This window comes from Flavobacterium cheonanense (assembly GCF_039539185.1).
Classification (GTDB): Bacteria; Bacteroidota; Bacteroidia; order Flavobacteriales; family Flavobacteriaceae; genus Flavobacterium; species Flavobacterium cheonanense.
The window spans coordinates 276,626-296,531 of record NZ_BAABCT010000003.1 but is presented as its reverse complement, the minus strand read 5'-3'; the positions used below and the strand labels follow the sequence as shown (position 1 = coordinate 296,531).

Annotated in this window: 24 protein-coding genes; 20 read left to right on the top strand and 4 right to left on the bottom strand. The window is 31.9% G+C overall.

Annotated features, from left to right (window positions below; genetic code table 11):
* The first annotated feature begins 19 nt into the window (after positions 1-19).
* From ABD766_RS08225 to ABD766_RS08190, 8 genes are all read left to right on the top strand, one after another.
* Positions 20-631, top strand: coding sequence for a fumarylacetoacetate hydrolase family protein (locus tag ABD766_RS08225; protein WP_344816220.1), 612 nt, complete (start codon positions 20-22; stop codon positions 629-631).
* Positions 631-975 carry an Hpt domain-containing protein gene (locus ABD766_RS08220; protein WP_344816219.1) on the top strand — a complete coding sequence of 115 codons (345 nt, stop codon included), beginning with the start codon at positions 631-633 and terminating at the stop codon, positions 973-975. The genes ABD766_RS08225 and ABD766_RS08220 overlap by 1 nt, the downstream gene beginning before the upstream one ends.
* Before the next feature lie 253 nt (positions 976-1,228).
* A complete protein-coding gene (locus ABD766_RS08215; RefSeq protein ID WP_344816218.1) occupies positions 1,229-2,479 on the top strand; it encodes a CinA family nicotinamide mononucleotide deamidase-related protein in 1,251 nt (416 codons plus the stop codon).
* A gap of 74 nt (positions 2,480-2,553) precedes the next feature.
* Positions 2,554-2,790, top strand: a complete 237-nt coding sequence (gene rpmB, locus ABD766_RS08210) for a 50S ribosomal protein L28 (protein WP_035126302.1) — start codon at positions 2,554-2,556, stop codon at positions 2,788-2,790.
* 27 nt (positions 2,791-2,817) lie between these two features.
* A complete protein-coding gene (rpmG, locus tag ABD766_RS08205) occupies positions 2,818-3,000 on the top strand; it encodes a 50S ribosomal protein L33 (protein WP_344816217.1) in 183 nt (60 codons plus the stop codon).
* A gap of 44 nt (positions 3,001-3,044) precedes the next feature.
* Positions 3,045-3,197 (top strand): DUF4295 domain-containing protein, encoded by a 153-nt coding sequence (locus ABD766_RS08200; protein ID WP_298303242.1) that lies wholly within the window; start codon positions 3,045-3,047, stop codon positions 3,195-3,197.
* Positions 3,198-3,330: 133 nt separating this feature from the next.
* Positions 3,331-4,284 (top strand): signal recognition particle-docking protein FtsY, encoded by a 954-nt coding sequence (ftsY, locus tag ABD766_RS08195; protein ID WP_298303240.1) that lies wholly within the window; start codon positions 3,331-3,333, stop codon positions 4,282-4,284.
* A gap of 26 nt (positions 4,285-4,310) precedes the next feature.
* Positions 4,311-4,499, top strand: a complete 189-nt coding sequence (locus tag ABD766_RS08190) for a hypothetical protein (protein WP_344816215.1) — start codon at positions 4,311-4,313, stop codon at positions 4,497-4,499.
* Positions 4,500-4,511: 12 nt separating this feature from the next.
* On the opposite strand, the gene ABD766_RS08185 is transcribed toward ABD766_RS08190, so the two are convergent.
* The gene (locus tag ABD766_RS08185; protein WP_344816214.1) at positions 4,512-5,591 is read right to left on the bottom strand and encodes a serine hydrolase domain-containing protein; all 1,080 of its coding nucleotides are present in this window, start codon (positions 5,589-5,591) and stop codon (positions 4,512-4,514) included.
* A gap of 104 nt (positions 5,592-5,695) precedes the next feature.
* On the opposite strand from ABD766_RS08185, the gene ABD766_RS08180 reads away from it, so the two are divergent.
* Together ABD766_RS08180 and ABD766_RS08175 are read left to right on the top strand one after the other, a co-directional pair.
* On the top strand, positions 5,696-6,133 hold the full coding sequence (locus tag ABD766_RS08180; protein ID WP_344816213.1) for a hypothetical protein: 438 nt from the start codon (positions 5,696-5,698) through the stop codon (positions 6,131-6,133).
* Positions 6,134-6,140: 7 nt separating this feature from the next.
* Positions 6,141-6,437 carry a DciA family protein gene (locus tag ABD766_RS08175; protein WP_344816212.1) on the top strand — a complete coding sequence of 99 codons (297 nt, stop codon included), beginning with the start codon at positions 6,141-6,143 and terminating at the stop codon, positions 6,435-6,437.
* A gap of 83 nt (positions 6,438-6,520) precedes the next feature.
* On the opposite strand, the gene ABD766_RS08170 is transcribed toward ABD766_RS08175, so the two are convergent.
* A complete protein-coding gene (locus ABD766_RS08170; RefSeq protein ID WP_008253880.1) occupies positions 6,521-6,940 on the bottom strand; it encodes a nucleoside-diphosphate kinase in 420 nt (139 codons plus the stop codon).
* Positions 6,941-7,021: 81 nt separating this feature from the next.
* Positions 7,022-8,614 carry a bacillithiol biosynthesis cysteine-adding enzyme BshC gene (bshC, locus tag ABD766_RS08165; protein ID WP_344816211.1) on the bottom strand — a complete coding sequence of 531 codons (1,593 nt, stop codon included), beginning with the start codon at positions 8,612-8,614 and terminating at the stop codon, positions 7,022-7,024.
* A gap of 113 nt (positions 8,615-8,727) precedes the next feature.
* On the opposite strand from bshC, the gene ABD766_RS08160 reads away from it, so the two are divergent.
* The 10 genes from ABD766_RS08160 (at position 8,728) to ABD766_RS08115 (ending at position 18,464) form a co-directional block, all read left to right on the top strand.
* A complete protein-coding gene (locus ABD766_RS08160) occupies positions 8,728-10,932 on the top strand; it encodes a B12-binding domain-containing radical SAM protein (RefSeq protein ID WP_344816210.1) in 2,205 nt (734 codons plus the stop codon).
* Positions 10,933-11,134: 202 nt separating this feature from the next.
* Entirely contained in the window at positions 11,135-11,647 is a 513-nt protein-coding gene (locus ABD766_RS08155) for an ankyrin repeat domain-containing protein (protein WP_344816208.1), read from the top strand.
* A 6-nt stretch (positions 11,648-11,653) separates the two neighbouring features.
* Positions 11,654-12,421 carry a T9SS type A sorting domain-containing protein gene (locus ABD766_RS08150; protein ID WP_344816207.1) on the top strand — a complete coding sequence of 256 codons (768 nt, stop codon included), beginning with the start codon at positions 11,654-11,656 and terminating at the stop codon, positions 12,419-12,421.
* Positions 12,422-12,484: 63 nt separating this feature from the next.
* The gene (locus ABD766_RS08145; RefSeq protein WP_344816206.1) at positions 12,485-12,871 is read left to right on the top strand and encodes an OB-fold protein; all 387 of its coding nucleotides are present in this window, start codon (positions 12,485-12,487) and stop codon (positions 12,869-12,871) included.
* Positions 12,872-12,882: 11 nt separating this feature from the next.
* On the top strand, positions 12,883-13,746 hold the full coding sequence (locus tag ABD766_RS08140) for a DUF5777 family beta-barrel protein (RefSeq protein ID WP_344816205.1): 864 nt from the start codon (positions 12,883-12,885) through the stop codon (positions 13,744-13,746).
* A gap of 3 nt (positions 13,747-13,749) precedes the next feature.
* A complete protein-coding gene (locus ABD766_RS08135; protein WP_344816204.1) occupies positions 13,750-14,097 on the top strand; it encodes a hypothetical protein in 348 nt (115 codons plus the stop codon).
* A 17-nt stretch (positions 14,098-14,114) separates the two neighbouring features.
* A complete protein-coding gene (locus ABD766_RS08130; RefSeq protein WP_344816203.1) occupies positions 14,115-14,660 on the top strand; it encodes a YceI family protein in 546 nt (181 codons plus the stop codon).
* 151 nt (positions 14,661-14,811) lie between these two features.
* Positions 14,812-15,297, top strand: coding sequence for a biotin/lipoyl-containing protein (locus ABD766_RS08125; protein WP_344816202.1), 486 nt, complete (start codon positions 14,812-14,814; stop codon positions 15,295-15,297).
* A gap of 80 nt (positions 15,298-15,377) precedes the next feature.
* On the top strand, positions 15,378-16,820 hold the full coding sequence (accC, locus tag ABD766_RS08120) for an acetyl-CoA carboxylase biotin carboxylase subunit (protein WP_425556575.1): 1,443 nt from the start codon (positions 15,378-15,380) through the stop codon (positions 16,818-16,820).
* Positions 16,821-16,922: 102 nt separating this feature from the next.
* Entirely contained in the window at positions 16,923-18,464 is a 1,542-nt protein-coding gene (locus tag ABD766_RS08115; RefSeq protein WP_298303206.1) for an acyl-CoA carboxylase subunit beta, read from the top strand.
* Positions 18,465-18,697: 233 nt separating this feature from the next.
* On the opposite strand, the gene ABD766_RS08110 is transcribed toward ABD766_RS08115, so the two are convergent.
* Complete coding sequence (locus ABD766_RS08110; RefSeq protein ID WP_344816200.1) at positions 18,698-19,702, bottom strand: IS30 family transposase; 1,005 nt, start codon at positions 19,700-19,702, stop codon at positions 18,698-18,700.
* Positions 19,703-19,906 lie beyond the last annotated feature (204 nt).

Sequence of the window (19,906 nt, the reverse complement as noted above, 5' to 3'; positions counted from 1 at the left end):
AAAACTGAGACTGAAAACTATGAAAATAATTTGCATCGGAAGAAATTACGTTAAACACATCGAGGAACTTCAAAATGAACGTCCTGATGAGCCTGTAGTTTTCTTAAAACCGGATTCTGCAATTTTGTTAAAACAACATCCTTTTGTAATTCCAGAGTTTAGTGATGATGTGCACCATGAAGTTGAAGTTTTGGTTAAAATAAATAAAGTTGGAAAATATATAGATGCAAAATTAGCTCACAATTATTACGATGAAATCGGATTAGGAATCGATTTTACAGCAAGAGATTTGCAAACTAAGCTTAAAGAAAAAGGTTTGCCTTGGGAAAAATCTAAAGCTTTTGATGGTTCAGCGGTAATTGGTGAATTTTATCCGAAAAATGATTTTATTTCATTAGAAAATATTAACTTTGAGTTACATAGCAATGGAAATGTAGTTCAAAAAGGAAATTCGAGTCACATGATTTGGAAAATTGATGAACTTATTTCACACGTTTCTCAATTTTTCACATTAAAAAAAGGAGATATTATTTTTACAGGAACTCCAGAAGGAGTAAGTGCTGTAAAACCAAACGATATATTAGAAGGATTCATAGAAAATAAAAAATCATTTAGAATACAAGTTAAATAATGGCAATAAATTATAACCTCTCAAAAGTTTACGCTCTTTCGGATAATGATCCGGAATTTGTAATGCAAATTATCTCACTTTTTGTAACCGAAGTGCCTCAAGATTTGAAACAAATAGTGCAAGGTATTAAAGATAAAGATCACAAGCAAGCTTATGCTTATGCACACAAGATTAAGCCAACTCTAGACTTATTAGGGATGACAATGGCTTATGAAGAGATACTTCAAGTTGAAGCTTGGACAAGATCAGAAGGTAAGAGAAAAGAAATTGAAGCTACTTTTGAAAGCATTCAAGATCAAGTTGATAAAGCAATAAAAGAAATCAAAAAAGATTTCGAAATATAATAGTAAGAAGCGAATGGCTTGGGATTTATCTGCAAGCCATTTTCCAGCTTTCCGCAGTATCTTTTATTTTGTTGCCTTCGAGAGCCTCAGGCAACAAAATAAAAGGATACTTACTCCAATCTGGGCTAAAAAAGTAATTCATTTTTTTATTTGTACTATCTTTGCTAATCAAATCAATAATCGAAATCAATATTTTTTTGATATGATTGAAGTAACTGCATTAGACAGTTGAAAAACAAATACTAAACTTCAAATGAAAGCAGCCATAGTTACCATAGGTGACGAAATCCTAATAGGACAAATCATTGATACCAATTCCGGATACATCGCAAAAGCATTAGATAAAATTGGAGTTCAAACCCACGAACTACTATCAATAAGTGATGATAAGCAACACATTTTAGACACTTTTAAGTCGCTGCAAAACAAAGTAGATTTTGTTGTTATAACTGGTGGATTAGGTCCAACAAAAGATGATATCACAAAGCATACATTTTGCGAATACTTCAACGATACATTAGTTATAAATAAAGAAGTTGAATCACATGTTATCGAATTGATTGAATCGGTAATGAAACGTCCAGCCTCTCAGATGAACAAAGATCAAGCGCTGGTTCCATCAAAATGCGAGGTTCTTTTCAATAAAGTCGGAACTGCACCTGGTATGTGGATGAAAAAAGAAAATACAGTCTTTATTTCGCTTCCAGGCGTTCCTTACGAAATGAAATATATTGTCGAAAACGAAATCATTCCTAAAATAGTAAAAGAGTACAAACGACCTAACATTTTACACAAAACAATAATGACCTATGGACAAGGAGAAAGTCTTGTGGCTGAACGAATTGAGCATTGGGAAAACAATTTACCAGATTTTGTAAAATTAGCTTATCTACCTGCTCCTGGAAGAGTTCGTTTGCGTTTAACGGCACGCGGAACTGAGAAAGAAATTCTCGAAAAAGCAATCAATGAAAACGTAACATCGTTGGCTAAAATAATTGGAGATATTATTGTAGGATTTGATGAAGATGAAACTATTGAAGTCGTTATAGGAAGATTGTTAACGCAACAAAACAAAACAATATCAACAGCTGAAAGTTGTACTGGAGGAAAAATTGCACAAGTTTTGACATCAGTTTCAGGTGCTTCAAATTATTTTAGAGGAAGTGTTGTTTCTTATGCAACAGATACAAAAGTTTCAGTTTTAGGAGTTTCTGAGGAAACAATAAATAAATATACAGTTGTTAGTGCCCAAGTTGCAAAAGAAATGGCGCTTGGAATTCAAAAATTAATGAAAACAGATTACGCAATTGCTACAACTGGCAATGCTGGACCATCAAAAGGTGATGCTGATGCAGAGGTTGGAACCGTTTTTTTAGCTTTAGCTACACCAAGTGAAGTAATAGTAGAAGAATTTAATTTTGGTCAACCACGTGAGAAAGTGATAGATAGAGCAGTAAATAAAGCATTTGAAATGTTGCAAAAAGAAATTTTAAAAAATCTGTAATATTTTTTTGTGTATAAGGTTTCTTTTTTGTTTCTTTGCACCCTCGATTTGAATAACGATAAAAGATAAGCATAATGTCAAGAGTTTGTGACCTTACAGGTAAAAGAGCGATGGTAGGAAATAATGTTTCTCACGCAATGAACAAAACTAAGAGAAAATTTTCTGTAAACTTAGTTAAAAAACGTTTCTATCTTGCTGAAGAAGACAGATGGGTTACTTTAAGAGTAGCTGCTTCTACAATTAAAACAATCAATAAAAATGGATTAGCTGCTGTGTTAAAAACGGCTAAAGCTAATGGTTTTATTAAATAATTCCTTATCCAATAAAAATAAAGCAAGATGGCAAAGAAAGGTAATAGAATCCAAGTAATTTTAGAGTGTACTGAGCACAAAGGAGCAGGTCTTCCTGGAACTTCACGTTACATTACAAACAAAAACAAAAAAAATACTCCAGATAGATTAGAGATTAAGAAATTTAATCCAATCTTAAAGAGAATGACTGTTCATAAAGAAATTAAATAATTAGAGATTTCACATTTGTTGAATTTCAAATACACATTTTAATCATGGCAAAGAAAACCGTTGCAACGTTACAAACAGCTTCTAAGAGATTAACAAAAGCTATCAAAATGGTAAAATCTCCTAAAACAGGTGCTTATACTTTTGTTGAAAGCATTATGACTCCAGAAGAAGTGGATGCTTTCTTATCAAAGAAATAATTCCTAATTAAATATATATCAAAGCTACTTTCGTATGGAAGTAGCTTTTTTATTTTTATATTTGTCTCTAATTTTATTGATAAGGACTAAAATCTTTTCTAGCATCCTTATTTTTAATACATAAATTGAAGAAATGAGTTTTTTTAAAAGAATATTTTCATCCGAAAAAAAAGAAACACTAGATAAAGGTTTAGAAAAAACTAAAACAACGTTTTTTTCTAAATTAACGAAAGCTATTGCTGGTAAATCTAAAGTTGATGATGAGGTTTTAGATAACCTTGAAGAGATTTTGGTTTCATCAGATGTTGGTGTTGAAACAACATTAAAAATCATAAAAAGAATTGAAACAAGAGTTTCAAATGATAAATATCTAGGAACAGAAGAGTTAAATCAAATCCTGCGTGAAGAAATAGCTTCTTTATTGTCTGAAACTAAATCTGGAGAAGAATCAGAATTTAAAATTCCAGCCAATAAAAAACCATACGTAATTATGGTTGTAGGAGTTAATGGAGTAGGAAAAACAACAACTATAGGTAAGTTGGCTTTTCAGTTTAAAAAAGCAGGTTATAAAGTTGTTCTTGGCGCTGCAGATACCTTTCGTGCCGCTGCAATTGACCAATTGCAAATTTGGGCTGATAGAGTAGGTGTGCCAATCGTTAAACAACAAATGGGAAGTGATCCTGCTTCTGTAGCTTTTGATACTTTACAAAGTGCAGTAGCTCAGAATGCCGATGTTGTAATCATTGATACAGCTGGACGTTTGCATAACAAAGTAGGTTTAATGAACGAACTTTCTAAAGTTAAAAAAGTAATGCAGAAAGTGGTTGAAGACACACCAAATGATGTCCTTTTAGTTTTAGATGGTTCTACTGGGCAAAATGCATTTGAACAAGCCAAGCAATTTACTGCTGCAACTGAAGTTTCTTGTTTAGCTGTAACAAAACTAGACGGAACTGCAAAAGGTGGTGTTGTTATTGGTATTTCTGATCAATTTCAAATTCCAGTTAAATATATTGGTGTAGGTGAAGGAATTGAAGATTTACAAGTTTTTAATAAATATGAATTTGTAGATAGCTTTTTTAAATAATTGCTCAAAAATCAAATTTTACCTATATGAATAAAATTGTATCTTTTTTTAAAACATCCTCTCCGATAATTTTGATTTTAATTTGTTTCGGATTAGGTGTTTTAGCAAAACTTATAGAAAAGAAATCCTCAGATATAGCTATGGGCTTACAGCTTATAACTTTTATATTATTTGTGTATGCACTGAAAAGAATATTTGATAAAATATTTAAATAAAAAATAAGCGCTTTATTGATATAAAGCGCTTATTTTTTGCCAAAGAACATCATCAAAATCAGACAATGCCATATTTACTGTGTCTGCAGCATCTCCCATTCGAATAATTACCATTTTTTTACTTGGTATAACATAAATTTTTTGATCATCTTTGCCCAAGGCACAATACATATCACTTGGAGCACTCGGAATTATACTTCCGTTGAATTGAAATTGTGTTTGTGGCAAACGATAAGAAGACTTTCCATTTAGCCACCACAAATAGCCATACGATTGATTAATGCTTTGCGATGTAGTTGTAGCATTATTAAAAAATGCTTCATTTACTATTTGGTTACCATTCCATTTTCCTTTATTTAAAGCCATTAATCCGAAACGAGCCATATTTCTTGAAGTACTCCAATAAACACTAAGCCCATCACCAGAATTTATCCAAGCTCCTCCTGTCATGCCAAGTTTATCTCTTAGTTTTGTGTTGAAGTAGTTGGTCCAAGTTTGTCCACTTTGTTGAGCAATAACATCTTGAAGTTTTACATAAACATTATGGTAAGCCCAACGTGTACCTGCATCTGCAACATACTGAAGATTTGCTGGTGATACGTTATCTCCAAGCGTCTCGTTTAATCCAGAGTTCATGGACAAAAGATTTTTACATGTTATTAAGTTTTCTTTTGCTAATGGAGCGCTTGTCCAACCAGTTCCTAAATAATCAGATACTTTGTTGTTGATGTTGATTAATCCTTCTTGTTCGGCAATTCCTGTGACAGTTGTTGTTAATGTTTTACCTGCACTTGCCCAATACCATGGAGTTGTAGCAGAATGTCCGTTGAAATAATTTTCTAAAACGATTCTTCCATTTACCAATATTATAAATGATTTGGAATGCTTTAATTGTAAATAATCTAATAAAGGTTGAACCGCACTTTGATTCCAGCCTAAAGAAGAAATTGATTTCGTTTCCCATGTATTACTTCCATCATTTGGAGGAAAATACATAGTTTCTTCTGTAGTGTTAGAGCTATTTGTATCATCATCGGAACTACAACCGAAAGTTAGTAGTGAAAGCGCTAAAAGGGTAATATATTTTCTCATAATTGGTAGGTTTTCAATTAAGACAATAAATTTTCAAAAAGGTTTAATCAAAAATACTTTTTTATTATTTAAAATATGTTGTAATTTTAGGTTTTATTAAAATTATGAAAAATACAATTACACTTTTTCTATCGTTATTGCTTTTAGTTTCTTGTAATCAGTCTATTACAGATAAAGATATTGCTAAATTAAATGGCTATTGGGAAATAAAAAAGGTTGTTTTAAAAGACGGTGAGAAGAAAGATTACAAAATCAATGAAACAATTGATTATTTCCAACTTCGACAAGCTCAGTCTGACAAAAAATGGAATGGTTTTCGTCAAAAAGTGATGCCACAACTTGATGGGACTTATAAAACCAATAATTTGAAAGAAGAGATTTCGATTTCCAATGAAAACGGTAGTTATTTTGTTAATTATACAACTAGTTATGGTAAATGGAAAGAGGAAATAATTGAGATTCAAGATTCTGTTTTAGTTCTTAAAAATAAAGATGATTTAGAATATAATTATAAAAGATATAAACCTTTTTCTTTAAAGTAATTTTAAAATGGCAAAAAGAACAAGCAACGAAAGTTCTATTTCAGAGGTTTTGCAACAGTTTATTCAAGCTAATAAACTAGAAGCTGGTATGGATAAAATTGATGTAGAACAAGCTTGGAAATCACTTATGGGAAATGGTGTAAATAGTTATACACAGGAAGTAATTTTAAAAGGAAGCACTCTATATGTAAAACTAACTTCGGCTGTTTTAAGAGAAGAATTGAGTTACGGAAAGCAAAAAATAATTGCGATGCTCAATGAAGAACTTCGAAAAGAAATTGTAAAAAATTTAGTCTTAAGATAAAAAAAATCCCGATTCAGCTAAGATTCGGGATTTTGTATTTTGTACAATTTACATTACTGCCAACTGCGACTGAACACTGAATACTAGAATTGCTCTCTTCCAGAAAAATGGAAAGCACCTTCGATAGCAGCATTTTCATCTGAATCTGAACCGTGAACTGCATTTTCTCCGATTGAAGTAGCATATTTTTTACGGATAGTTCCTTCAGCAGCATCAGCTGGATTTGTAGCACCGATTAAAGTTCTGAAATCTTCAACAGCATTTTCTTTTTCTAAAATTGCAGCAACGATTGGACCTCTTGTCATGAATTCAACTAACTCACCAAAGAATGGTCTTGCAGCGTGAACAGCATAAAAAGCTTGAGCATCAGCAATAGTTAATTGAGTTAATTTCAAAGAAACGATTTTGAAACCACCTTCTGTAATCATATTTAAAATCCCACCGATGTGTCCGTTTTCAACAGCATCAGGCTTAATCATTGTAAATGTTCTATTTGTAGCCATTTTTATTTTAATTTATTTGTTTTTTATTTCAATTCGGGTGCAAAAGTAGTGTTTTTTTAAAGAATTACAAGAAAATATCGTTTATAAAGTGATGATTTTGAATTCTTGTGAAAGCGCATTGAGTTCTGTTAATAATTCTTCAATTAATTTGTTTCCAAATTCTAAGTAAAATTCTGAAAAATTAGCTTTTCGCTCTTGAAGACTTTGACCTGGAAACAGTTCGTTTTGTAGTGAAACAATTCTCTCAAGTTTTTCTTTATGAATTCTTTTTTCAGCTTTCAAAAGGCGTTTTTCAAGATTATCTAAACCTTTTAATTGTTTGATTTCTTGAGCTTTTACTGCTCCAATAAATGATTTGTCGGTTTGATTAGCAATCGTGTATAAGTTATCAAATTGCTTTTTCAAATACTCTTTTTGTTCGGAAAAATCTATTTTAAATTGTGAGAAATCTTTAGTTTTTGAATCTAATAATACTCTTTGATTTGAAAATAAATCACTCCATGATAGTTTTAATTTATCTGCTTTTTCAGCTTGCTTTCGTATTGCTAAAAGAACCGAATTTCTTAGCAACAACATAGGAAAAGTAATGTTGTTTTCTTCAAAACTAGATTTTAATTCTAGCCAGTATGCTATTTCGCCACCGCCACCGATATAGCATAAATTTGGCAAAATTACTTCTTGGTATAAAGGTCGTGTAATTACATTTGGACTAAACTTTTCAGGATGATTTTCTAATTCTGTTAGAATTTCACTTTCAGAAAATTGAGTTGAAGTATTGTTAACTTTATATGTTCCGTTTTCAAAAATAATTCGTTCACGTAAATTATCTTCAATGTAAAATAAATTGATTTCACGCGGATTTACTTGTACGAAATAATCTTTCAAAAGTTCGTTGGTTTCTGTAACTTTTTTGAATGATGTTTGTTCTAAAAGCTCTTTTTTAACAAAAGGAATGAATAGTTTCTTTAATTCAATTGAATCACCATCAATAATCACTAAACCTTCATTTTGGAACAATTCGTTAGCCAAATATCGAGTAGCATCGGCTAAATTAGAATGTTTTAAATAAGCATTTTCAAATAGTTTTTTTAAAAAATTGGCATTATTTGAAGTTCCAATCTCTTTAGAAAATAAATCGAAAACTTTATCTAAACCTTCTGTAGACAATCTTCCAACAGGTCCAGAACTCTCACGATTCCATCTAAAAACTTTACCTTGGTAATTAAAATAATTGATTTCATCAAAATCATGATCTTCGGTAGCCATCCAATAAATAGGTACGAAATTATGCTCAGGAAATTCTTTTTTTAATTGTTTGCAAAGATTGATTGTAGAAACAATTTTGTATAAAAAATATAATGGTCCTGTAAATAAATTTAATTGATGACCAGTAGTAATTGTGAAAGTATTTGAATCGTTTAAAAGTTCAATGTTGTTTAAAGTTGTTTTGGAAACATTAAAATTTTGATATTGTCTTTCAAGTTCAGAAACTAAAACTTGTCTTTTACCATAGCTATTGAAGTTGCTACTTTTTTCTTCTATCTGACTTTTGAAATTCTCTATTTTCGGAAAATGATTGTAAAACGGCTTCAACTCTGACGTTTCATCTAAATAATCTATCATCAATTTAGTGAAATATCCAGAATTTTGGTACGTTATACAGTCGCTTGGCATGTTTGAAATTTTTTGTAAAAATACTTAAAAATCAAGTTCAAAATACATTTTCAAATTCACAAAAAATAGTTAAAACCTTAATTTTTAATTTTACTTTTGCAAAAACATTTTTATTGAAAGACCTTCTTCTAATAACGCCACCTTTTACCCAACTGAATACACCTTATCCAGCAACAGCTTATATTAAAGGTTTTCTAAATACTAAAGGAATTTCTGCTTTCCAAATGGATTTAGGAATTGAAGTGATTTTAGAATTGTTTTCCAAAAAGGGTTTAACCGAGATTTTTTCATCCATCACCCATCATCCATCACCCAACAACCAAAGAATTTATTCCTTAAAAGAAGATTACATCAATACAATTAATTCTGTAATTGCATTTCTTCAAGGTAAAAATCCTTCTTTAGCACGTCAAATTTGTAGTGGTAATTTCCTTCCCGAAGCTTCTCGATTTTCTCAATTAGACGATATGGAATGGGCTTTTGGAACTATGGGAATGCAAGACAAAGCCAAACATTTAGCCACGTTATATCTAGAAGATTTATCCGATTTTATTGTGGAATGTGTCGATGAAAATTTTGGTTTCAGTCGCTATGCCGAACGTTTGGGAAGAAGCGCTAATTCGTTTGATGAATTGTACAATCATCTTCAAAGTGAACCAACTTACATCGATAAAATTTCACTCAAAATTCTGAAAGAAAGAATTGAAGATGTGCAACCAAAATTAGTATGCTTTTCAGTTCCTTTTCCAGGAAATTTATACAGTGCTTTCAGATGTGCTCAATTCATTAAAACCCATTTTCCAAAGATTAAAATCGCAATGGGCGGTGGTTTTCCTAATACGGAACTTCGCGAACTTAAAGATAATCGCGTTTTTGAGTTCTTCGATTTTATAACTTTAGATGATGGCGAACTTCCAATTGAGTTACTTTTTAATGCGGTTTGTCACACCGAGCGCAGTCGAGGTGCTTTGAAGGAAAGTAATGTTGATTTTAAACGAACTTTTATTCTTCAAAACAAAGAAGTAACTTACATTAATAATTCAACACGTCAAGACTACAGACAAAGCGAAGTAGGAACTCCAGATTATTCTGATTTACAACTTCAAAATTATATTTCGGTTATAGAAATTGCCAATCCAATGCACAGTTTGTGGAGCGATGGTCGATGGAATAAACTTACCATGGCACATGGATGTTATTGGGGAAAATGTACGTTTTGTGATATTTCGTTAGATTACATAAAATTATACGAGCCAATCGCTGCTAAAATTTTAGTAGATAGAATGGAGGAATTAATTGCGCAAACTGGCGAAAACGGATTCCATTTTGTTGACGAAGCAGCGCCACCAGCTTTGATGCGTGAAGTTGCTCTAGAAATTATCAAAAGAAGATTAGTAGTTTCTTGGTGGACTAATATTCGATTTGAGAAAAGTTTTACTTCCGATTTGTGTGTTTTATTAAAAGCATCTGGTTGTATTGCTGTTTCTGGCGGTTTGGAAGTTGCTTCAGATAGACTTTTAGAATTAATTAAAAAAGGTGTAACCGTTGAACAAGTAGCGCAAGTAACAAGAAATTTCACAGAATCTGGAATTATGGTTCATGCTTATTTGATGTATGGTTATCCAACGCAAACGGTTCAAGAAACGGTTGATAGTTTAGAAATGGTGCGTCAACTTTTTGAATTAGGAATATTACAATCGGGTTTTTGGCATCAATTTGCCATGACAGCACATTCGCCTGTTGGAATGTTTCCTGAGGAATTTGGTGTAATTCCTGAACAAAACGAAATCACATTCGCCAATAATGACATCAACTTTAAAGACAAAACCGGAATCAACCACGACAAATTTAGTTTCGGATTAAAAAAGTCATTGTTTAATTATATGCACGGAATTTGCTTCGACTATGACCTACAAGATTGGTTTGATTTTAAAATTCCAAATACAAAAATCCCTTCCGATTATATTGTTTCTTGTCTTGAAAAAGAAACGGATTTCAACATAAAACCTTCAGCAAAAATTGTTTGGATAGGAGGAAAGCCAACTTCAGAAACTTTCACAAAATCCAAAAAAGGAAACTCGTGGGAAATGACCAAATTGACTTTTCATGACAAAACCGAAACGTTTGATATTTCTTTAGAAAAAGATAAGGCAGATTGGTTGGTCATTACTTTAGAAAAAATCTCAGTTTATGGTGAATCTAAGTCTACATTCACTCAATTAAAATCAGATTTCGAAACACATTTTGAGGATTTCGAATTGTTTTGGTATTCCAAATCGATTGCTACTTTGAGAGGTTTTGGACTTTTGGTTTTATAAATTCTTTTATTATTCAAATTATACTTTGAATAGTTTTTTATATTCTATTTCAAATTAATTAATCAATTTGTAAATACAAATTCTAATTCATATCGTATATATAATCATCAAGAGTTGAAAAATTCTATTTCGTAAACATTTATTTACACTGAAACAATGATATATATCATAAAATTAATAAATTTGTATAAAAAAAGATAAATTGCGAAAGATTCTGTTAATTTTTTTATTGTCAATAAATGCTGTTTTTGCTCAAGATGTTAATTGTTTTGATGTGGCTAGAAAAGGCATTTTATCTGATATTAAATCGCTTTTTGAAAAAGATAAAAGCGTTGTTAACGCCATTGATGATAAAGGCTCAAGTATGCTTATATTAGCTTGTTATAGAGGTAATGATGCAGTGGCGAACTTTTTAATTGACAACAAAGCAGAAGTAAATTATGTTTCAAAAAATGGAACTGCATTAATGGCTTGCGTTGTAAAAGGTGAATTTGAATTGGTAGATAAATTGCTTCTTAATGGAGCAAATATAGATTTAAAAGATCAAAACGGAATGACAGCATTGATGTTGGCGGTTCAATTTAATAATCCAGAAATGGTTAAAAAATTAGTAGAAGAAAAGGCTAATAAAGAACTAAAATGCAATCAAAATAAAACGGCTTTTGAGTATGCCGTAGAATTTAATTACGAAGAAATTATAAACTTGCTAAAATAAATTACTATGAAAAAAATTACTATTTTATTATTTGCTCTTGCATTTGGTGTCAAGGGATTTTCACAATCAAAAGCAACACCAATTATCAATTTAACTTCAAACATGACTGCTCAATTTACATTAAACAGCTCAACTTCCAAGGTTACTTTGGTTTTAACAGGCCCATCAGATAGATGGTTTGCTCTTGGTTTAGGTGTTACAGCTGGGTTTTCAATGTCAGAAGGCGATGTTGTTGTTTACACCACTTCATTAAATGATAGAAATTATGCTGGATTTACTTCTCCTGCTGCTGATGCAAGTCAAGATTGGACTACTGTTTCTAACAATGTTGTGTCTGGTGTGAGAACTTTAACTTTAGAAAGAAATTTAACTAATTCTGATGCTGACGATTTTCAGTTACCTTATGCTTCAACAAATTCTATCAGTGTAGCATGGGCTAGATCAAGTAGTCCTTCTACAAGTTTAGCTAATCATGGCTCTTCAAATAGAGGTTTTGCAACTGGTTCATTTACAATTCTAGGAACTGAAGATTTTTCTTTAAATGCTACTTCAATTTTTCCAAATCCTTCTTCTGGAGAATTTTCAATCAAAACTAAAACCAATCTATCTAAAGTAAACGTATATAGTCAAACAGGAGCTTTAGTTAAAACAATTGAAGTTACAGATGAATCTAACGAAGTTCAACTAAAAGTTAGCGGACTTCAATCTGGAGTTTACTTTTTAGAATTGCAAAATGATTCTGAAAAATCTTGGAAAAAGGTTATCATTAACTAATATAAGTAAAATCTATAAACAATAGAGTTTGCTTAATTGTGAACTCTATATTTTTTTAAAAACATGAGTAAAAAAGTAAAGTTATTAATTGGACTAATTGTGATTGTAGCTGCAGGTTATTTTGGATACAATTATATAATGACTGGTGGAGCTAGAGATATTCAAACTGAAAAATCGGAATTCACTACATCAGCAACTGATGTTTTTAGTGAGTTTTCAAATAACTCAGAAACTGCAACTGCCAAGTATTTAAACAAAACAGTTGAAATTTCAGGAAAAGTCACCAATGTTGGTGAAAATGTAATCACTTTAGATGAGAAGGTTTCTTGTCAATTACAAGTTGCTGAAAAAGTGGCTATTGGAAGTCAAGTTAACATTAAAGGACGTGTAACTGGTTATGACGACCTTTTAGAAGAATTAAAATTAGATCAATGTTTAATCGTAAAATAAGAACAAGAAAAATGAAATTATCTAAAATTGCTTTTTCAGTATTTTTTCTATTTGTATTTGGATTTTCCAATGCACAAGATGATTTATTGAATGAATTAGATTCTGAGAATAAAGGAAAAAAAGAGATTGAAATTGCTGCATTCAAAGGTTTACAAATATGCACAATGCAATCGACTAAACTTGCTGCAAAAGGCGAGTGGTATTTTTTAGTAGCACATAGATTTGGCGATTTAACAGATGGTTTAGACAACTTTTTTGGTTTAGACAATGCCTTAACTAAAATTGGAGGTTTGTATGGTGCAACCGATTGGCTAACTCTTGGTTTTTCTCGTCATACATTAAATAAAAACTATGAGTTTACTGCAAAGTATAAATTTGCAAATCAAGAAGTTAATGGTTTTCCTGTAACCATTGTTGGTTACAATACTATGGACATCAATTCTAAATTAAGTAAAGATGAATTTCCAGAATTAAAATCATCAAGCAGATTTGCTTTTAGTACGCAATTACCAATATCAAGAAAGTTTTCTAATAGTTTTTCGATGGAACTAAATCCGATTTACATTCACAAAAACTTATATGAGCCATTATTTGAAGAAAAAGATAATTTTCTTTTAGCACTTGGCGGAAGATATAAATTGTCTAAAAGAATCAGTATGAATATGGAATATGCAGCTCGATTGAATGCAAGAGAAACAAGTTTTTATCATAATCCTCTATCAATTGGTATGGATATTGAAACAGGTGGACATATATTCCAATTGGTTTTCTCTAACAGTCAAGCAATGAATGATGTTAGTTATTTTACTAATGCTAACGGAATTACAGAAGGAAAAGGAATTTATTTTGGGTTTAACATGTATAGAGTATTCTAAATTATGAGAGCATTAAAAATTATAATAGTATTGATGATTGCCTGTTTTATTGGGTTTTCATGTGAGTCACAAACCTATACAGAAATTTCTGGAGAGGTTGCTAATCCAACATACACAGACAATGTAAAACCCATTATTGTAAACAATTGTTTGTCATGTCATAGCGTTGCAGGAGGCGAATTACCAACAATGGAAACCTATGCACAAGTAAGAGATGCAGCAGAAAACGGAAACATGATTTGTAGAATTGACGACCAATCTTGTGGTGCAGTGATGCCACAATCAGGAAGAATGCCGCAAACAAGAATTAATACAATCAAAAAATGGGCAGCTAACGGATATCCAAACTAAAACTAAAATTTAAGCATATGAGAAAGATAGTATTATTTATTGGTTTGTTATGCTCCACAAGCTTGTTTTCACAAAAGATGATGACACGTTCAGGAGAGATTAAATTTGAAGCATCAATGCCTGCTTTTGAGGAAGTAGCAGCTAAAAATAACACTGTTTCTTGTATTTTTGATAAATCTACTGGTGATATTGCTGTTTTGGCGTTGGTGAAAGCATTCCGATTTAAAGTGCCTTTAATGGAAGAACACTTTAATGAAAATTATATTGAAAGTGATAAATTTCCAAAAGCTACCTTTAAAGGAAAAGTTACCAATTTTGATGCTGCAAAAGTAGCTGCAGGTAAAGCAACTTTCGATGTTGAAGGTGATTTAACTTTACATGGTGTTACCAAAAAAGTAAAGACCAAAGTAACATTTGTACAATCAGGTGAAAAGCTGGTGGCAACTTGTAGTTTTAAAGTTAAACCTGCAGATTATAATATCAAAATTCCTTCTGTGGTTAAAAGTAAAATTGCAGAATCAGTAGAAATTGATTTAAAATTCGATTTAGAAAAGAAAGTATAATTTTAAATTCAAAACCATAAAAAAAGACTCCAGCTTATTAGTTGGAGTTTTTTTTGTATTAAAACTATATTAATTTTCCAATTTTCTGACAATTATCAGTTACGAAAACGTTTTCTTTTCCTAATTTTACTACCAACAAAAACTAATCAATATGAGCAATACTTATAAACTATCTGTAAATCATTCTAATGCATATGATTTAGCGGAAAGTGATCTCAAAAACCTTGATGCTGTTAGTGTGGAAAAAGACAAGTTTCACGTTTTGAAAAATCACAAACCTTACAAAGCCGAAATTGTTTCATCCGATTTTTTAGCAAAAAAGTATACTGTTAAAGTAAATAACAATACGTATGAAGTTGCTATTGAAGATGCTTTAGATATCCAAATCAAAAGTATGGGAATTGAACGAGGCAGAACTAAAGTGGTTAATGCTATCAAAGCTCCAATGCCAGGATTAATTCTAGAAATCAATGTAGAAGTTGGACAAACAGTTAAAGAAAATGATCCTTTATTAATTCTTGAAGCCATGAAAATGGAAAATAGTTTTCTTTCACCTCGTGATGGAGTAATTAAATCTATTGCTGTAGAAAAAGGTCACGCTGTTGACAAAGGACAATTGTTAATTGAATTCGAATAGAGTATTAAGATAAAAGTATTAAGTATTAAGACTTTGTAAGAAGTTGAGATACTGAAATAAATTCAATATAAATGAAAAAAATAACCAAAATATTAGTTGCCAATCGTGGTGAAATTGCCATAAGGGTAATGAAAACAGCAAAGAAAATGGGCATCAAAACGGTAGCTGTATTTTCAACTGCCGATAGAAATGCACTTCACGTAAAATATGCAGACGAAGCGGTTTGTATTGGTGAAGCAGCTTCAAGTCAATCGTATTTACGCGGAGATAAAATCATTGAAGTTTGTAAAGAACTTGGTGTTGATGCAGTTCATCCGGGATACGGATTTTTAAGTGAAAATTCCGCTTTCGCTGAAGAATGTGAAAACAACAACATCATTTTCATCGGACCAAAATCTAAAGCCATCGAAATGATGGGAAGTAAATTAGCCGCAAAAGAAGCGGTTATGAAATATGATATTCCAATGGTTCCTGGAGTTGACCATGCTATTATTGATGTAGAAGAAGCTAAAAGAACCGCACAGCAAGTTGGGTTCCCAATTTTGATTAAAGCCTCTGCTGGTGGTGGTGGAAAAGGAATGCGTATTGTAGAGAAAGAAGAAGATTTCGAATCTCAAATGGAACGTGCTATTTCTGAAGCAACCAATGCTTTTGGAGATGGTTCGGTTTTTATTGAAAAATATGTAACCAAACCGCGTCATATCGAAATTCAAATTATGGCTGATAGTCATGGAAATGTTTTGTATGTATTTGAAAGAGAATGTAGTATTCAACGTCGCCATCAAAAAGTAGTAGAAGAAGCACCATCATCTATTTTAACTCCAGAAATGCGTAAAAAAATGGGAGAAGCCGCTGTAAAAGTAGCTCGTGCTTGTGATTATCTTGGAGCTGGAACTGTTGAGTTTTTATTAGACGATAAACACAATTTCTATTTCTTGGAAATGAATACGCGTTTGCAAGTAGAACATCCAGTTACTGAAATGGTTTCTGGTTTAGACTTGGTCGAATTGCAAATAAAAGTAGCTCGTGGAGAAGCTTTAGAAATCAAACAAGAAGATTTAGTAATTCACGGTCATGCTATGGAACTTCGTGTATATGCCGAAGATCCAATGAATGATTTTTTACCAAATGTTGGAAATTTAAGTACTTATAAGTTACCAGAAGGCGAAGGAATTCGTGTAGATAATGGTATCGAAGAAGGAATGGATGTGCCAATTTATTATGATCCAATGCTTTCCAAATTGGTGACTTATGGAAAAACTCGTGAAGAATCTATCGAGTTAATGATTAAAGCTATCGATAACTATCACGTAGAAGGTGTTGCTACAACTTTACCATTCGGAAAATTTGTAATGGAACACGAAGCCTTCCGTTCAGGTGATTTTGATACAGGTTTTGTAAAAGCGTATTACAGTCCTGAAAAACTGAAAGCAAATCTAGATATAGAAGCTGAAATTGCAGCGATGGTAGCTTTAAAACAATATGTTGCTGATAAAAAAATCTTAAGATTACCAATAGAGTAAAGAAAATAGTATTAAGATGTTAGTATTAAGTATTAAGATGTTGTATTACTAAATATAACTTTTAAACTTTTAAACACTTAAACTTTTAAACTTAAAATTAAAATGGAAGATAAAATTAAAATATTAAACGATAAAATAGCTTTAGCCAAATTAGGTGGAGGCGAAAAGAGAATTGCATCACATCATGCCAAAAAGAAATTAACGGCTCGTGAGCGTGTCGAATATCTTATGGATGAAGGTTCTTTTGAAGAAATCGGAATGTTGGTAACGCACAGAACGACTGACTTTGGAATGGAAAAAGAAATCGTTTATGGCGATGGTGTTGTAACTGGTTACGGAACAATTAATGGTAGAGTAGTGTATGTTTTTGCACAAGATTTTACTGTTTTTGGAGGTTCATTATCAGAAACTCATGCTGAGAAAATATGTAAAGTTATGGACATGGCTCTAAAAAGTGGTGCGCCAATGATTGGATTGAACGACTCTGGTGGAGCAAGAATTCAAGAAGGTGTTCGTTCGCTTGGTGGTTATGCCGATATTTTTTACAGAAATGTACAATCAAGTGGTGTAATTCCGCAGATTTCTGCCATTATGGGACCTTGTGCTGGTGGAGCAGTTTATTCGCCTGCTATGACCGATTTCACTATGATGGTTGAAGGAAACAGTTATATGTTTGTAACTGGTCCAAATGTTGTGAAAACGGTGACTAATGAAGAAGTTACTTCAGAAGAATTAGGTGGAGCAAGTACGCATTCAACTAAATCTGGTGTAGCACATATTACTTCTCCAAACGGAATTGAATGTTTGGAAGACATCAAAAAACTATTGAGTTATTTGCCACAAAACAACAGAGAAACTACGCCAAAATTACCTTACGTAACCAACGAAGAAGTTCGCGAAAAATTGGATACTATAGTTCCTGATAATGCCAACAAGCCTTATGATATGCATGATGTAATTGACAACATCATCGACGAAGATTCTTTCTTTGAAATTCATAAAGATTTTGCTGAAAATATCATTGTAGGTTTTGCTCGTTTAGGAGGAAGAAGCATAGGAATTGTAGCAAACAATCCTAAGTTTTTAGCAGGATGTTTGGATGTGAAATCTTCTATCAAAGCGGCTCGATTTGTACGTTTCTGCGATTGTTTTAATATTCCTTTATTGGTTTTAGAAGACGTTCCTGGATTCTTGCCTGGAACCGACCAAGAGTGGAATGGTATCATCGTTCATGGAGCGAAATTATTATATGCTTTCAGTGAAGCTACAGTGCCTAGAGTTACTGTAATTACTCGTAAAGCTTATGGTGGTGCGTATGACGTAATGAACTCTAAACACATTGGTGCCGATATGAACTTTGCTTGGCCAAGTGCAGAAATTGCTGTAATGGGAGCAAAAGGAGCTTCAGAAATTATCTTCAAAAAAGAAATTAGCGAAGCAGCCGATCCAGCAGCTAAATTATTAGAAAAAGAAGCAGAATATGCTGAGTTGTTTGCTAATCCTTACACAGCAGCGCAACGTGGTTTTATTGATGAGGTTATCTTACCAAAAGATACTCGTAGAAAACTATTAAAAGCATTCAGTATGCTAGAAAATAAAGTAGTTGATACACCAAAACGTAAACACGGAAACATTCCGTTATAATTATTTTTTTTCATAAGTTAAAAACCCGTTTTGTATTGCAAAACGGGTTTTTTTTGATAGGTTTTAATTGCTCAAAAATGGCGAGTAGCCGGCGGATTCAAGACCTTAATGCAACAAGGTCAGTTAATATTGTAATAATCAAATTTAGTTTTTTATTTCAATTCAGCATAATTTCAGAATAACTTTTTTGGCTTTTTAAATTAGCCAAAAGTTATTTCCGAAATTGGCTTGGTCTACGCTGCATAATTGGTGATTTCTTGGTTCATAATTTCCTTAGGAGTTTTGTATCCTAAAATTTTTCTAGGTCTATTGTTTAAAGCAAATTGGGCTTGTTTAAGCTGTTCATTAGTTATTTTATTGAAGTCAGTTCCTTTTGGAAAAAATCGTCTAATTAATCCGTTAGTATTTTCGTTAGTTCCTCTTTCCCAAGAAGAATAAGGATTAGCAAAATAAATATCCATTCCAGTGTTATTAGAAAGCCATTTGTGGTTAGCCATTTCAATTCCGTTGTCGTAAGTCATTGTTTTTCTGATGTATTTAGGTAATGTATTTAAAAGTTTAGCAAATTGTTGAGTTACAGTTTTAGATTTTCTGTTTTCTATTTTGACAATAAAAGTGTATCTGGTTTTTCTTTCTACAATTGTTCCAATAGCGCTTTTTTGTCCTGTTCCAATCATTAAATCACCTTCCCAATGTCCAACTTCAATGCGTAATTCAACGTGTTTAGGTCTTTGACTAATATTGACTTGGTCTTTAATGCGAACTCTATTTTTGCCAAACTTTCTTTTCTCTCTTCTTTTGTGATGGTGATAGGGAAGGAGTTTAATAAGTTTTTTACCTAAATAAGATTGTCGATGCTTGTAAATATGTTGATAAATAGCTTCGTGTGATATTGACATAGTTGTGTCATTTGGATAAACGATTTTAATTCTACCAGCAATTTGTTCTGGACTAAAACCAGATAATAATCCTCTGTAAACAAAAGATTTAAGCCTTTTGTGTGTGTTGATTTTGTCTAGATTTCTTTTGTTTAAATATTCTTCTTTAGCAAAGAAGTGAGCTATTGTTGCGTTGTATTTATCGGAAGGTTTTTTAATCCAATTATTAACTTCACGAGTTATAGTAGATCTGTTTCTTTTAAGTTGAATTGCAATGTAGCTTTTGGATCTATTTTCATTGAGTAAAGTCTCAATAACAATCCGTTCATTTAAGTTTAATCGTCTGCGTAATTTTTCCATAATTCAACAAAGATAAAATTTATCATTTGTTGCATTAAGTTATTGAATTCGTCCTTAGTTGTTTCAAATGGCTCACAACGTTTGTGGCTTGGCGATGTTGCCGAACCGTGAACGTGAATTGAAAAAATAAATATGATTTAATTGCGGATTTTCCGCTGAAAAACTAAACGGCAATATTGCCAAACCACTGTTATAACTCGTTTT